Annotated in this window: 11 protein-coding genes; 3 read left to right on the top strand and 8 right to left on the bottom strand. The window is 65.3% G+C overall.

Annotated elements, in window-relative coordinates; translation table 11 throughout:
* Window positions 1-7: 7 nt before the first annotated feature.
* Together ACN9M6_RS09555 and ACN9M6_RS09550 are read right to left on the bottom strand one after the other, a co-directional pair.
* Complete coding sequence (locus ACN9M6_RS09555) at window positions 8-2182, bottom strand: S9 family peptidase (protein WP_419162698.1); 2175 nt, start codon at window positions 2180-2182, stop codon at window positions 8-10.
* A gap of 25 nt (window positions 2183-2207) precedes the next feature.
* Window positions 2208-2456 carry a hypothetical protein gene (locus ACN9M6_RS09550; protein ID WP_419162697.1) on the bottom strand — a complete coding sequence of 83 codons (249 nt, stop codon included), beginning with the start codon at window positions 2454-2456 and terminating at the stop codon, window positions 2208-2210.
* A 99-nt stretch (window positions 2457-2555) separates the two neighbouring features.
* Between ACN9M6_RS09550 and ACN9M6_RS09545 the strand changes: the two genes are divergently transcribed.
* Window positions 2556-3677: a serine hydrolase domain-containing protein gene (locus tag ACN9M6_RS09545; RefSeq protein ID WP_419162696.1), complete on the top strand. Its 1122-nt coding sequence runs from the start codon at window positions 2556-2558 to the stop codon at window positions 3675-3677.
* Between the two features lie 6 nt (window positions 3678-3683).
* On the opposite strand, the gene ACN9M6_RS09540 is transcribed toward ACN9M6_RS09545, so the two are convergent.
* The 5 genes from ACN9M6_RS09540 to ACN9M6_RS09520 all read right to left on the bottom strand — a co-directional run bounded on the left by ACN9M6_RS09540 (window position 3684) and on the right by ACN9M6_RS09520 (window position 8916).
* Window positions 3684-4052 (bottom strand): cytochrome P450, encoded by a 369-nt coding sequence (locus tag ACN9M6_RS09540; protein ID WP_419163737.1) that lies wholly within the window; start codon window positions 4050-4052, stop codon window positions 3684-3686.
* Window positions 4053-4554: 502 nt separating this feature from the next.
* Window positions 4555-5178 (bottom strand): hypothetical protein, encoded by a 624-nt coding sequence (locus ACN9M6_RS09535; RefSeq protein WP_419162695.1) that lies wholly within the window; start codon window positions 5176-5178, stop codon window positions 4555-4557.
* A 31-nt stretch (window positions 5179-5209) separates the two neighbouring features.
* Entirely contained in the window at window positions 5210-5764 is a 555-nt protein-coding gene (gene msrA / locus ACN9M6_RS09530) for a peptide-methionine (S)-S-oxide reductase MsrA (protein WP_419162694.1), read from the bottom strand.
* Window positions 5761-7419 carry an amidohydrolase family protein gene (locus ACN9M6_RS09525; RefSeq protein ID WP_419162693.1) on the bottom strand — a complete coding sequence of 553 codons (1659 nt, stop codon included), beginning with the start codon at window positions 7417-7419 and terminating at the stop codon, window positions 5761-5763. Before ACN9M6_RS09525 ends, msrA begins: the two co-directional genes overlap by 4 nt.
* A 39-nt stretch (window positions 7420-7458) precedes the next feature.
* The gene (locus ACN9M6_RS09520; RefSeq protein WP_419162692.1) at window positions 7459-8916 is read right to left on the bottom strand and encodes an amidohydrolase family protein; all 1458 of its coding nucleotides are present in this window, start codon (window positions 8914-8916) and stop codon (window positions 7459-7461) included.
* 285 nt (window positions 8917-9201) lie between these two features.
* Here ACN9M6_RS09520 and ACN9M6_RS09515 point away from each other — a divergent pair, with 285 nt between their 5' ends.
* A complete protein-coding gene (locus tag ACN9M6_RS09515; protein WP_419162691.1) occupies window positions 9202-12468 on the top strand; it encodes a SusC/RagA family TonB-linked outer membrane protein in 3267 nt (1088 codons plus the stop codon).
* 12 nt (window positions 12469-12480) lie between these two features.
* Here the strand turns inward: ACN9M6_RS09515 and ACN9M6_RS09510 are convergent, their stop codons facing one another.
* Entirely contained in the window at window positions 12481-13743 is a 1263-nt protein-coding gene (locus ACN9M6_RS09510; RefSeq protein ID WP_419162690.1) for a dicarboxylate/amino acid:cation symporter, read from the bottom strand.
* Between the two features lie 290 nt (window positions 13744-14033).
* On the opposite strand from ACN9M6_RS09510, the gene ACN9M6_RS09505 reads away from it, so the two are divergent.
* Window positions 14034-14927: a DNA-methyltransferase gene (locus tag ACN9M6_RS09505; RefSeq protein ID WP_419162689.1), complete on the top strand. Its 894-nt coding sequence runs from the start codon at window positions 14034-14036 to the stop codon at window positions 14925-14927.
* Window positions 14928-15282 lie beyond the last annotated feature (355 nt).

Raw genomic sequence — 15282 nt, 5'->3', positions numbered from 1 at the left:
CCCGGGGTCACCGCGGCGTGGGGGTCTCTCCCAGCAGATCCAGGATGAAGGCGTACTCGAACGCCAGTTCCTCGTACTCGCGGTCCCGGCCCGAGCCGCCGCCGTGCCCCGCGTCCATGTGCGTCTTGAGCAGGAGCCGGTTCTCGTCCGTCTTCAGCGCGCGCAGCTTCGCGACCCACTTCGCCGGCTCCCAGTACTGCACCTGCGAGTCGTGGAGTCCCGTCGTGACGAGCATGTTGGGATAGTCCTTCGCCTCCACCTGATCGTAGGGTGAGTAGGAGAGCATGTAGCGGTACGACTCGAGCTCTCCCGGATCGCCCCATTCGTCCCACTCGAACGTCGTCAGCGGAATCGACTCGTCCAGCATCGTGGTCACGACATCCACGAACGGGACGTGGGCGATCACCCCGCGAAACAGTTCCGGCCGCATGTTCACCACGGCCCCCATCAGCAGCCCTCCCGCGCTCCCGCCGCGAGCGAACAGCTTCTCGGGGCTCGTGTAGCCCTCGGCAATCAGGAAATCCGCCACGTCCACATAGTCGGTGAAGGTGTTCTTCTTGTTGAACATCTTCCCATCCTCGTACCAGGCCCGGCCCAGCTCCTGCCCACCCCGGATGTGCGCGATCGCGTAGACGAATCCGCGGTCGATGAGGCTGAGGCGGGTGGACGAGAAGGTGGGCTCCATGCTCGCCCCGTAGGAGCCGTAGGCGTAGAGGAGGAGCGGATTGTCGCCGTCCCTCTCGAGGCCCCGACGATAGACGAGGGAGACCGGTACCTCCACGGCGCCATCGCGGGCGGGGGCGTGGAGCCGCTCCACCACGTAGTCCGCGCGGTCGTAGCCGCCGAGCACCTCGTCCTCCTTGAGCAGCGTGCGCTCGCGGGTGGACATGTCGTAGTCGTAGACGGCGCGCGGCGCGGAGAGCGACGTGTACCCGAAGCGGAGGACGTTCGTGTCCAGTTCGGGGTTGGCCGACAGGTAGGCGAGGTAGGCCGGCTCGTCGAACGCGATCTGGTGCTCGTCCCCGTCCCACGCGCGCACGCGCAGCCGGGTGAGTCCGGCCTCGCGCTCCGAGATCACGAGATGGTTCCGGAACAACTCGAACCCCTGCAGGAACACATCTCTCCGGTGCGGCACGACCATCTCCCACTGGTCCGTGGAGGTCCTGCCGACCGGGGTCCGCATGAGCTTGAAGTTTGCGGCCCCGTCGAGATTCGTCCGAATGTAGAAGTGGTCGCCGAGGTGATCGATCCCGTGCTCGTGGCTCCGGTCGCGAGACAGGAAGAGGGTAAACTCGCCCTCGGGGTCGCGCGCGTCGAGGAAGCGGTGTTCGTCCGCCAGCGTGTGGGAGGAGGAGATGACGAGGTACCGGTTCGACCTGGTCTTGCGGACGCGGCAGCTGAACTCCTCGTCGTCCTCCTGATAGACGAGTACGTCGTCGGCGGGGTCGGTCCCGGCCCGGTGCCGGTAGATCTGGTATGAACGGAGGGTTCCGGGATCGCGCCGCGCGTAGAAGAGCGTCCGGTTGTCTTCGGCCCACACCATGTTACCGGAGGCGTCCTCGATCGTCTCCGGGTAGGTCTCCCCGGTGTCGAGATTCCTGATCCGGATGGTGTAGATCCGGCGTCCCCGCGTGTCCTCGGCCCACGCCATCATGTCGCCGGCGGAGCTGACCTCCGGGAAGGCGGCGAAGTAGTCGTGGCCTTCCGCCAGCGCGTTGACATCGAGGATCACTTCCTCTTCCGCGTCCGGCGACCCGCGCTTCCGCGCATGAATCGAATAGTCGCGCCCCTCTTCGGTACGGGTGTAGTAGAAGTAGTCACCCTCCTTCACCGGCACGGACAGATCCGTCTGCTTGATCCGGCCCTTTATCTCGTCGAACAGCGCCTCGCGCTGACCTTCCGTGTGGGCCATCAGCGCGTCGGTGTAGCCGTTCTCCGCCTCCAGGTACTCTATGACGGCGGGGTCCTCGCGCTGGTTGAGCCAGTAGTAGTTGTCGATGCGAGTGTGCCCATGCGTCTCGAGCTGCTCCGGGATCACGCGCGCGACGGGGGGCGTGACCCCGGCCGGGGCGGCGGCGGGTTCGGACCCGTCCGCCGCGCAGCCGGCGGTTTGGACGCTCACGGCAAGCAGCGCCGCGACGAGGTTCGAACGGGCACGGTACACTGCCTCCAGTCGCGGCATCGCCAACTCCTTCGCTTCATGTGGGTCATGCGGCCTCCGGTCCGAGACCGTCATGCAACTCCTCTCCGGCCGGCCCGCCTTCGCCCGGCCGGTCGATGTTGTCCGGCTTGCCGGTGAGGTAGCTCCTCATGGCGATCTTGTAGTTGCGCTCCCGTCGGCGGGTACGCTCCAGTAGTTCGCAGATCCAGTCGGAGACGGTGAGGTCATCTTCCGCAGCTTTTATTCGCAGCCATCGCTCTATACTATCGGGCAATCTGATGGTGATGTTCTTCACGGTCCACATCCTTCCCGTTATCTATATCGGTATCATATGTCGTGAGACACGGAAACCGCGCCGAAGTTCGCGCGACGAGAGCGTCGGAGGAGGTCTGCGATGTTGAACCGAGGCGGTCGATCGGGGCATGTGGCCAGAAGACGGACGGTGCCGCTGTGGACGCTTGTTCTCGCGCTGGGCGTGGGGTTCGCCTGCTCGCCGGCACCGGTCGTGGAGAGCGGCGCGGAGGCTGTTTATCCGGGCGCGTCGTGGGAGCGGATCGCGGATCCGGCTTCCGCGGGGTACTCGGCCGAGGGGCTGGAGGCGATCCACCCATATGTGGACGGGATCAACACTTCGGCCGTCATGGCCGCGGTCGGAGGGCGCGTGCTGTTCGAGCACGGACCCGTCGACTCGCTCAGCTATCTGGCATCGGTCCGGAAGAGCATCCTCGCCATGCTGTACGGCAACTACGTGGAGGACGGGACGATCGATCTCGAACTAACGCTCGATGATCTCGGGATGGACGATGTGCAGGGGCTCCTCCCGACCGAGAAGCGGGCTCGCGTCCTCGACCTCGTGACCGCCCGTTCCGGCATCTACCATCCGGCGTCGAACGCCGGGGACAACCTCGCGGACGCGCCGCCCCGCGGCTCGCAGGAACCCGGCACCTACTACCTGTACAGCAACTGGGACTTCAACGCGTCCGGGGCCGTCTTCGAGCAGCTCTCGGGCCGCAACATCTACGACGCGCTGGAGACCGACCTCGTGCTGCCGCTCGGGTTCGAGGACTGGGACCGGTCGATTCATCGCAAGTCGGGGGACGCGTCGCGGTCTCGGAACCTCGCGTACCACATGACGCTCTCGACACGGGACATGGCCCGCATCGGCCATCTCATGCTCCGCGGCGGCGTGTGGGAGGACGAGCGGGTGCTGCCTCAGGGCTGGGCCGAACGGATCACGAGCGTGGTCACGCCTTCGGAGGAGATGAACCCGGAGGGGCTGCGCGGGGGTGAGTTCGGCTACGGCTACATGTGGTGGGTGTGGGACGGCCCCGCGGTGCCGGAGGGGTTCGAGGGAGCGTACAGCGGCCGGGGCGCCTACGGGCAGTTCATCACGGTCATCCCGTCACTGGACATGGTGGTCGCGCACAAGACGGTGCCGGACGCCCAGACGCCGTGGGGCGACTACATGGGAATCCTGACGCGCCTCGTCGAGGCCCACTGCGGGGCAGACTGCTGACGACCGTCAGGCATCCCACTCCACCCAGAGGGTGTTCGGCTTCCTGAACTCGTAGCCGCAGGGGGCGCTCGGGCGCTCCGGGTCGAGGCGCAGCCCGGGGCAGTGGGCCCACAGCGTCTCGAGCACGACCCGGGTTTCGAGCCGCGCGAGGGGGGCCCCCAGACAGAAGTGCCGGCCCACGGCGAACGACAGGTGGTCGCCCGCGTTCGGGCGTCTCACGTTGAAGAGGTCCGGGGCCTCGAAGTGCGCCGGATCCCGGTTTGCGGCGCCCAGCATGCAGTGGACCACTTCCCCCTTGGCGATGCGGACGCCCCGGATCTCCGTGTCGCGGGTCGCGTGGCGGGCGGCCGACTGGACCGCGGGTTCCCAGCGCAGCGTCTCCTCGAGCGCCCGATGCAGGGCGTCACGGCTCGAGCGCGTGCCCGAAGGCGTTCGCCGCTCGCTTCCCGGCCCTCCGCACGTCCGGATCGCCCTCGAAGTTGGCCAGCGCCCGGGCGAAGTGTTCGTACCACTCGTTCACGCGACGGGTCTCGGACAGCGGGATCCGCCAGCAGGGGCGGCAGCGAGGCCGTTTCCATTCGGGAAGCGTGGAACGGGGGCAGACACTTCCGCTTGTAGCGGATCTGCGTCGGACCCTCCGTCGTCATCATGTGGGCGCCGAACACGTCGCGGATCGTGGACGGCGCATCCGTCGTGAACAGATCCGGATTCCGGAGAACGGCGAGGATGTCGTCGCGGCGTGTCAGGAACCAGCGTTCGATCTCCGGAACCCAGGTGATGGGCTCGGCTCCCCGGAGTTCCGCCAGGATCGGATAGGGATCGATCGCGAGGTCCGCGAGTCGCACTCGCGCCCCGAGCGGGAACCGACCGATTCGGCTCAAGTCCCCGACCACATCACGATTGCGAAGGCGATGAAGAGCGTGTAGATGCCGCCGACGGCTCCCACGATCCAGCGGCCCCGCCCCCGATATCGGCGGAACAGGAAGACGGAGACCGCCAGCACGAGCACGACCTCGCCGAGCGCCGCATACCCGCCGTAGTGGGCTTGATCCCAGTACGACACGGGGCTGGTGAACTTCCACTCGCTGAAGGGGAAGAAATGCCGATGCGCATCCTCGCGGTGCAGCGGGAGGTCGGCCAGCGCGTGGATGATCATGCTCGCCACGAAGAGACCCGGAGCCGTGAGAGGTCCTCGCGGCGGGGCAACCCCCGATCCCGGCCGTCCGGAGGTCGGGCGCCTGGAGACGAGCACCACGACTCCCAGGGCGAAAACGAGAATCGCGATCGAATGCGGGATGTCGAATACGATCTGCCAGCCGGGATCGAAGTACCGCTCGGTCCAGATCCGGCCCTCGGACACCCCTCGGCCCAGTCTCTCCCAGACATAGAAGACGAGCATCGGGAAGTCCGGGGCGACGGCCCCGAGGACGACCGGCAAGGCGTTGCGCTCGGATCGGCCAAGTACGAGCAGGCTGAGAGCGGCGTGGGCCGGAGTCGTCACCGTGGAGCGGTTCCCGACGCGGCGGCTGCGGTCAGACGCCGGCTCCGCGCTTCAGGCGCTGCAGGTGCTGGCGGCGGAACTTCGCGACCTTCGGCGCCACGACGGCCTGGCAGTAGGGCTGGGTCGGGTTCCGGCGCAGATAGTCGTCGTGATACCGCTCCGCCGGATAGAACGTCTCCAGCGGCGCGATCTCGGTCACGATGGGGTCCGGCCAGATCCCGGCCGCGGTGATCTCGGCGATCTTCCGCTCGGCCGCGACCCGCTGCTGCTCGCTCTCATGGAATATCGCGGAGCGGTACTGGGTTCCGATGTCCCCGCCCTGCCGGTTCAGCGTTGTCGGGTCATGGATCGTGAAGAAGATATCCAGCAGATCGTCGAAGGTGATCGTGTCCGGATCGAAGCTGATCCGGACGACCTCGGCGTGCCCGCTGCGCCCCGTGCAGACCTGCTGGTACGTCGGGTTGTCGCTATGCCCCCCGGCGTACCCGGACTTCACCGTTCCTACACCGTCAAGCAACTGATACACGGCCTCGAGGCACCAGAAGCACCCCCCGGCCAGCGTTGCCGTCTCCGTTCTCTCGTTCATCTATCCTCGTTGTCGGTCGCGGTGGTTCGGGCGCGCTTCTGCTCTTCGACCATCTCGGCGACGTCGGCGAGCAGTTGCTTCGCGTCGTAGACGATGCCGTCCTTGATCGTGTAGAGGATCCCGCCCACCGTGTCGACCTCTCCGGTCTCATCATTCAGGCGCCGCGCCCCGGTGCCGTACAGGACCTTGAGATTCCGGATCGGGTTCTCTTCCACGATCACGAGGTCGGCGAGCAGGCCCGCCCGCACGACGCCGAACTCGATCGGCCGGCCCGTCGGCTTGAACAGCGTCTCGGCGGCGTGCATGGTCGCGGCGCGGATGACCTCCAGGGGGTGAAACCCGGCGTGCTGGAGAAGTTCCATCTCCTGGATCGTCGAGAACCCCATGAGATTGTAGATGTAGCCGGCGTCCGAACTCGCCGTGACGCGGCCGCCCATGTTCTTGTAGTCGTTGAGCAGGTCGTGCCACACCTCGAGGAAATCGCGCCAGGCGACCTCTTCCCACGTCGTCCAGTCGAAGTAGTAGGAGCCGTGGTCCTCCCGGTTCGCCTCGTAGAACTCCCACAGCGTCGGGAGCGTGTAGTTCTCGTGCCACGGCGCGTACATCTGGTCGTCCACGTCCCAACTGGCCTGATATGCGGTCATCGTGGGGTCCAGGGTGACGTCGTACGAGAGGAGTTCCTCCAGAAAGGCGTTCCATTCGGGGCTGCCGCGCTCGTGGATCAGGTTCCACTGCATCGGCACCTGGCCGAAGCGGTGCTGCTCGTCGTTGTAGTTCATCTCCGGGGGCCACGGCTGGACGTCGTGGTCCCTGTACAGCGACTCGAACAGTCCGTAGAAGTGCGTCACGGTACCGAGGCCGATGCGGGCGGCGTCGATCGCGTTCATCTGCGCAACGCCCATCTGGTTCAGGTGCGCCGTACTCCCCAGGCCGAGTTGGGCGGCCTCGTCGAGCAGCGCCTCCATGATCTCGGGCCGGTGCGCCCCGAGCTTGAGCCCGTCGCCGCCCGTCTCCTTCACGTAGCGCACCCAGGCGCGCGCGTTCTCCGGCGTGTCGATCCTGCGATCCCAACCCTCACCACCCGCGCCGGTGAAGGGGTAGGCCCACATGCGAGGGGCCACGGTCTCGTTCGCCGCGCTGCGTGCCTTCTCCTCGATCGTCCAGTCATAGGGACCGAAGCCGACGCCGCGGCCGGTCGTGATCCCGTGCGACATCCAGAGCTTGTACGTGTACTCCGCCTCGGGTGCCTTGGGGACGCCGCCCGTGTGCAGGTGGAGATCCACGAACCCCGGCAGGACGTACATGCCGCTGGCATCGATCTCGTACACCGTCGCGTCGGGGTTCCCCTCGACGGTGAGTCCCGGCCGGCGCTCCTCCGAGATGGGTCGGTGCGGGACGCCGACGCCGACGATATCGACGATGCGGTTGCCTTCGATGACGATATCCATCGGTCCGATGGGGGGCGCGCCGGTGCCGTCGATCACGGTGGCGCCGCGGATGATGAGCCGGTCGTACGGCCCGTTGCCTTCCTCCGGGCCCCGATCCGGCCCTCCGACCATCTGGCCCGCCTGCAGGGCCTCCGCCGCTGTAGACAGGAGAATCAGCGCCGAGAGCGCGGTCAGAGCGCTTCGGATGGCGCGGGCGATCGTCTTCATGTGTCCTCCGCTGATCTTGCTGCGATCGTTCAGGTGCAGTCAGCCGTCGAGATGGTAGAGGCGGCGGTTGTTCTCGTGCAGGATCATGCGCGCGCCCGCCACGGCCTCGTCCCGATTCAGGATCCCCGCGTCAACGTAAATGCCGAGCGCCTGTGCGAGGAACCGTCGTCCCCACTTGGCGGCCAGCCAGTAGAACTCAGGCAGGTGATAGGCGTCGCTCCCGAACAGGATCTTCGAGAAGGGGACCACCTCCATCACCTCGAGGAACATGCGCAGCATGCCGTGGTGGATGAGCGGCGCGGCGAGAGACAGCTCGAAATGGCAGTTTGCGTAGAGGTGGGTGAGCCAGGCGGCGCGGCCGATGAGGGGGTAGCCGGCGTGGATGAGGATGACCTGGGGCATGCGCATGACGTCGTGACGCTCGAAGCGGACCATCTCCTCCATGAGGAAGGGGTCCTGATTGCGCATGATGCCGCGCGGCGCCTCGCCATCCCCGGCGTGGAACTGCATCGGCATGTCGCGCTCCAGGCAGGCCTCGAGCGCCAGTGAGTGGAGATAGCGCAGGGCTTCGCTCTGCAGCTGCCAATACTCATCGCGGTCGACAGTGTCGCCGGCCGGCACCTCCCCGCGGGCGCGCCGTGCGCGGAACTGGTCCCACGAGCGGCGGGCCGGAGCGGGGTCGAACAGCGGCTTGAGCAGCCCGAGCCGCGGCAGCAGGTAGGACTTCATCCCGTAGGAGGGGGCTCCAAGATTGCCGTCTCCATCGAGGCCGGCCTCGATCTCGGCCATCATCCGGGTCTCGATCTCGTCGAGGTCGAGGTCAAGGTCCTCGCTCATGAGCCCGCCCAGGATGGTGTCCACGCGCAGAATGTGGCGGCCGCGCGTGGGTGAGATCGCGGCTTTGAAGCGGGCGACGCCGTCCTGATCCATGCCCTCGCGATAGCCCATGTCCAGCATCGCGTTCTCGATGTTCGCGTCGGCGAACATGGCCCCGAGATAGCTCGCGTAGTCCCGGCCTCGGTCGTTGCGAGCCTCCAGCACGGCCTCGAGGGTCGCGTCGCAATCAAGGAAGGCGGCGAGTTCCTTCACGAGATAGCGGAGAAAGACGGTCTCCCCCGCCTGTTCGATGACGCGGGCCCGGATGGCGGCGATATCGTACTCGGCGTCGAGCTCGCTTCTCGCCGCCGCGTCGGAGGACCGCCAGCGCTGGTAGACGCCGACCGGAAAATAGCGGTCCATGGGGAAGGCGGAGAGAGCCAGCCGTTCCACGAACTCGTCCGGATCCGTCTGGGCGTCGTCGAACGTCAGCGGGTGACAATGGGTGTCGTCGACCGGAATCTCGCGCAACTCATTCAGCAGGGCGCGAGCGGTCGGGTCGAGGCTCTCGCTCCCCGCGCTGACGGTCCCGAATCCGGCGCCCTGCCCGGCGCATGCGCCGAGGAGCGCGCTCCCGCCTCCGACTCCGGCCAAGCTCAGAAACTCCCTGCGATCGGGCACTTGGGACATCTCCTTCCCCGGCCGTCGTTGGGACGACAGCGGCGGCGCGGTGCGGGAACAGGCTCCGGGATACAAGGCCACGTTCGATCCCGGATCGCGACGGCGCAAGGCGAGGCGCGGGACCATCTCCCGAGTGTCAGTCGTCGCAGACCCCTGTGTTCGACCGTTGTCGGTATGGACTGCTGATGCAGGGACACCGAGAGGATTCTGATGGTCTCCGGTCGGCCAAGGCGTTGGAGAAGCGCGAACATTCGAACCGTCAGGACGGCGAGCTTCTGGCTGTTGGTGGGCGTCGCCCCCCTGGCCGGGCAGGGCGTGATTAGCGGCACCGTGACCGACGCCGGGTCGCTGCTTCCGGTGGTTGGGGCGCGAGTGTTCGCCGAGGGCACGTCTGTAGAGACACACACCGGGATCGAGGGCGGATACCGGCTCGAGGGACTTGAGGAGGGGTCGGCCACCGTGTCGGTACGGTTTGCGGGGTATCAGGAACTTTCGCAGTCCGTGTCCGTGATCGCCGCCCGGGTCGTCACCGTGGATTTCAGCCTCGACCAGACCCCGCTTCCGTTCACGGTGGAACGGCTCTCGACGCAGAACCTTCCCGTCTCGGCGACCGATGTCTCCTCGTTGCTCGCCGGCAAGGTGGCGGGCCTGTCGGTGATTTCCGGCAACGGCCAGCCCGGCGAGGCGTCGTCGATTGCGCTGCGCGGGCCGGGATCGATCAATACAGAGGGTCGATCGATGGCACCCCTCGTGGTGATCGATGGCGTAATCCAGTCCGACAACGCCACGCTCGCCGATATCGGGACGCTGGACGTCGACTACGTGGAGATCTTGAAGGGAGCAGCCGCAGCGTCGTTGTACGGATCGCACGGACAGAACGGGGTGATCCTGGTCGCGATGAAGCGCGGGGCGGATCTCCCGCCGAATTCGTCACGACTCACGGTTCGGGGCGAGTACGGCTTTGGCGATCTGGTGGGGGACGTGGGCCTGGTGCGTTCCCATCCGTACCAGATGAACCGCGCCGGGACAAAGTTCATCGACAGTGAGGGCCAGCAGGTAGACTTCCGTGACCTGAACCGTCCCGGCTTCGGTTCCGCTCAGCTAACCAACCAGATAGACCCGGACGAGCCCGCGACGACGGCGACGGCGTTTGCGAACCAGCCGTTTCCGCACCCACTGAACGACCAATTGGCGGCGTTCTTCGACCCCGGCGAGACCCTGGATCTCTACGCAGCCCTGTCGGAGCGAACGGCTTCCTCAAGCTTCCGGATAAGCCTGGACCACTTTCGGGAGAGCGGCATCGTGAGCTGCTCGGAGTGCATCGAGAACCTGGCCGAACTCAATGCGGATCGTGTCTCCCGGCGACTCCCGGCTCTCGAAGTTGGTGTCCCCCACGATGAGGGCTATGAACGCCAGAACGTACGCCTGAATGTCGACAAGCGGTTCGGCGATCTGGACATCGCGGTCAGCGGTTTCTACTCACGTGCGGACCAGGACGACAGGGCGGCGGAGGCGCGCGCGTTCTCACGACTGACTTTCATGTCGCCGGCGGTGGATCTCACCGTGATCGACCCCTGGGACGGCTACCCGGATGCTCGGGCGGACCCGCATGCCATCGAACACAACCCCCTCTATCTCCTCGCCGTGAACGACAGCCGTGACCAGCGGACGCGGACGATGGCGTCGCTTGCCCTCGACTATTCTCCAGCGGGCCTCGACTGGTTGACGCTCGAGGCCGACGCGTCGTTCGACCGCACGGACTTCCGTGATTACACGATCCGACCCTGGAACGAGCGCCCGCCGCCGGCCGGCGCCACACCAGGTCCGTTAAACCACGGCTACCTGCGCGAGTTCAACTTCACCGCCGAGGCCGTCAACGCTTCGGCGGGTGTGGGCACACGCAAGACGTTCATGCGCGGCGACTTGTTGGTCGGCGCGAGCGCTCGCTACCTGCTCGAGGATCAGCGCTACGAGTCGCACGGGGCGTCGGGTTCCCGCTTCTCCGTGCCTGATGTACCCAACTTCGGCGCGATCCTCGGAGAGACCACCGCACACAACGAGCTTCGCAGGATCCGAGGGAAGGGGGTACTCGGCATCGCGGGCGTCGACTATCGGGGCCTCTACATCCTCGACGGCCTGGTCCGGCGCGACGGTTCGTCGCTGTTCGGATCGGACGAGCGGTGGCACACGTACTATCGTGGCTCGATCGCCTGGCGCGTTTCAGAGGAGGGTTTCTGGAGCAGCGACGTAATCGATGAACTCAAGTTGCGTTTCTCACTCGGCACGGCAGGGGGGCGGCCCAATTTCGCTGCCCAATACGAAACATACAACCTCTTTACGGGCTACCGGAACCCGCCCAACTCGCCGCTCAACCTCGGGAACCGATCCCTGCGACCGGAACTTTCTACCGAGCGTGAAGCGGGCCTTGATTTCGTGCTCTTCGGGGGTCTGGGTGTCAACCTGACGTATGCGTGGAGGACAACGGACGGCCAGATCCTCCTTGCCCCGCAACCCGCATTCAAGGGCTTCCGGACCCAGTGGACGAACGCAGGAGAGATCGAAGCCGACTCATACGAGGTATCGCTTCGGTACATGGCCATCGATAACCGGGACATCGGCCTGCAATTCCGCCTGGATTGGGCCCGAACGCAGCATGTGATCTCTCGACTGGACATCCCTGACTTCACTCAGGAGAGGATGTTCCGTGTCTCCGAGGGGCGTCCGCTCGGGGAAGTATGGGGGGACTCGTGGGCGGCGAGTTGTGCCGATCTCGCGCCGATCGGCGTCAGCGGACCCGTTTGTACTTCTGACTTCCGAGTGAACGACGACGGGCTCCTCGTCTGGACGGGGGGCGCCGAGTTCACCGATGGGTTCCGTAACAGGCTGTGGGGTACGTCGGGAGCCGTGGCCACGGACGACGGCGAGGAGGACTATCGCTGGGGCTTCCCCATCAAGGTTCGTGATTATTCGCCGGTGTGTGTTTCCAGGAACCCGACCGACTATTCGGACAAGTGCAACCTGACGGACATCCTGCCGCTGGGGACCACTGCGCCGGACTTCAACGCCTCCTTCGCGGCCAATTTCCGCTACAGGGGACTGAGCGTGTACGGTCTGCTCGACGCCTCCGTCGGTCAATCGATTTACAACCGGACGGCGCAGTGGGCGCTACGAGAGTTGCGTGGTGAGGATGTGGACCAGACCGGCAAGCCGCTGGAATTGAACAAGCCGGTGGGATACGCGTCCGCACTATATTCTGTGGGCCGCACGAACTCATGGTTCGTCGAGGACGGAAGCTGGCTGAAGATCCGCGAACTTTCGCTCGGGTACACGCTTTCCGGGACGGTTGTCGAGCGCCTGCTCGGTGGCGCCGTCGACCGGGTCACCCTCAATCTGATCGGACGCAACCTGTTTACGATCACCGACTACCGTGGCTACGACCCGGAGGTCGGTCGGTCGGCCGGACCACTCCTGGATCCGGGCATCAATCGCGTCGATCGCTTCGGCTATCCGAACTTCCGAACGATTACGTTCGCGGCGGAGTTCGTTTTCTAGTCCCAACCGCCGTCAGTGGCGGACCTCCGTATCCACACCCTCCTCACCCTCGGAGCGGGCGATGATCGCGGCGCCGCACGAGTCGCTGAACACGTTGACGGCCGTGCGGTACATGTCGAGCGGTCGGTCGATCGCGAGCATCGCGCCCACGATCATGATCGCCTCCGGATTGCTTCCGAGGCCGATCGCGTTGAGCACGATGAAGATCACCACGACCCCGGCCGAGGGCACCGCCGCGGCGCCGATCGAGGCGAGGAGCGCGGTCAGAACGACGATCGCCTGCTGGCCGATGCTGAGGTCGATCCCGAGCACCTGCGTGATGAAGAGGGCACCGGCGCACTCGAAGATCGCCGTGCCGTCCATGTTCACCGTGGCCCCCATCGGCAGCACGAACGAGGAGACCTTGTTCGAGACGCCGACCTTCTCCCGCAGCGTCTTGATCGTCACCGGGAGCGTCGCGCCCGACGAACTCGTCGAGAACGCCGTCAGGAGCGGCTCGCGCATGTTCGCGAAGTGGACCAGCGGCTTGATCCGGCCGACCACGAACAGGAGCAGCGGCAGGGTGATGAAGAGATGGATCGTGAGACCCGATCCGATCGTGGCGAAGTACTTCGCAAGCGCGGCAAAGCGATCAAAGCCCGTTTCTCCCACCATGGCGACGATGAGGGCGAAGACCCCGATGGGGAGGAACTTTATGATCCCCGACGTGAGCGCCATCATCGCCTGGAAGAAGGAGTTGAAGATGTCGGTGACGATGGTGCGGGGCTTCTCCGGAAGCGTTGTGATCGCGGCGCCGAAGACGATGCAGAAGAAGATGATCGCCAGCATGTCGCCAGCGCCCGCGGCTTCGATGAAGTTGTTCGGTACGATGTCGAGCAGGAGTTCGGTCGGAGAGTCCGGCGTATTGATCTCGGGTATCTCGCTCTGTGCCGCGGCGCCCATGTCCGCGTTCCGCCCGGGCCGGATGAGGTTCACCATCAGGAGCCCGGTCATGGCGGCCAGGAAGCTGGACACCACGTAGTAAGCCATCGTCTTGCTGAACAGGCGACCGATCGCCTTCCCCCCGCCGACGGACGCCACCCCCGACACGATGGAGGTGAGAACGAGCGGCACGATGATCATGCGGAGCAGCTTCATGAACAGGTCGCCGATCCAGCCGAGCGCTTCGGCTGCCGGCGCCCCGAAGATCGCGCCCGTGGCGGCGCCCAGGCCCATGGCGGCGAGAACTTGCCAGTGAAGTCGCCGGTACCAGGGGAGGGAGGGATCGTATTCCATGGGCGTCTCCGGTGCGGCGCCGTCGCGCGCGGCGCCGTTGATCTGGGGCGGTCAGACCTTCAGGCGGTCCGCTCGCCGGTCGAGTGATCGGTCCATCGGGGGTTGATCGTGGTGTCCCAACGCCGAACGGGCAATGGGGCGGCGGCAGCCCGGCTGCCCTGTGCGGCGCTACGCCTCTTTCTCGGACCCGGCTTGGATGGCTAGTGCCCCGCCCCTACCTTTCGGGCAGAGGCCCAAGGCGTAGCAGCAGCCTTGAATCCTCCGAGACGCTACCCAGCTCAGGAGCGGCGATGCCACGTATCATCCTTGGAGACAACCTGCACGTGCTGTCGGATCTGCCCGACGGCCACGCCGATCTCATCTACATCGACCCGCCGTTCAACACTGGCAAGACCCAGCGCCGCACGCGCATCCAGACCCATCGTGCCGCAAATGGCGATCGGACGGGATTCCAAGGGCGCCGCTACGAAACTACCGTCCTCGGTACGCGGCGCTTCCGCGACCAGTTCGACGACTACATCGGTTTCTTGGAACCTCGGCTCGTCGAAGCTTACCGGATCCTGGCTTCCCACGGATCGCTATACTTTCACGTGGACTACCGAGAGGTACATCATTGTCGACTCTTGCTCGATAGTCTGTTTGGGCCCGAGAACTTCCTGAACGAGATCATATGGGCGTACGACTACGGGGCACGCCCCAAGACCAGATGGCCCGCCAAGCACGACAACATTCTATTCTACGTGAAGGACTTGTCCAACTACATCTTCAACATAGACCAGATCGAGAGAATCCCCTACATGGCGCCCGGCTTGGTCGGACCCGATAAGGCCGCACGTGGGAAGTTGCCGACCGACACCTGGTGGCACACGATCGTCCCTACGAATGGCGCCGAGCGAACGGGCTACCCGACCCAGAAACCGTTGGGGATCCTGCGACGTATTGTCACGGCGTCCTCACGACCCGGCGACATCGTCCTAGATTTCTTTGCGGGGAGTGGGACGACGGGAGCGGCCGCTCATGAGTTGGGACGAGATTTCATCTTGGTGGACAACAACCCCGAAGCCCTAGAAGTGATGGCGAAACGATTCGAGCAAGTGTCCGGGGTGCACTGGGAAGGGTTCGATCCCTCTGGCTTCCAGAACGCTGACGCTCAGCAGCAGCTGTTCGGAGGGGAACGCGACTGATGATCGGTTCGCGGAAAAACACAAGGGACGGAGAGGTCCAGTCACTGATGTCTATCGCTCGTGACCTCGAGAAGGACTATCTAAACCAAGAAGAGGGCGACCCGTGGGCGGGTAGCCCGTTCCAGTGGATCAAGTCACGACCTTCACGGCAGGTGGGGAAGATCGGTGAGCAACTGGTGGCGGAGTGGTGTACAACGAAGGGATTCGACGTAACTGCAAGCGGGGACTCCGAAGCAGATCGGATCATCGTTGGCAAGCGAGTAGAAATCAAGTTTTCTACGCTATGGAAATCTGGGGTTTTTCAAGTTCCAGCAACTGCGTGACCAGAACTATGACTACGCCATTTGTCTTGGCA

The sequence above is a fragment of the Candidatus Palauibacter sp. genome (genome assembly GCF_965197445.1).
Classification (GTDB): domain Bacteria; phylum Gemmatimonadota; class Gemmatimonadetes; order Palauibacterales; family Palauibacteraceae; genus Palauibacter.
The sequence above is the reverse complement of the archived record's forward strand: the minus strand, read 5'-3'. Positions and strand labels throughout refer to the sequence as shown.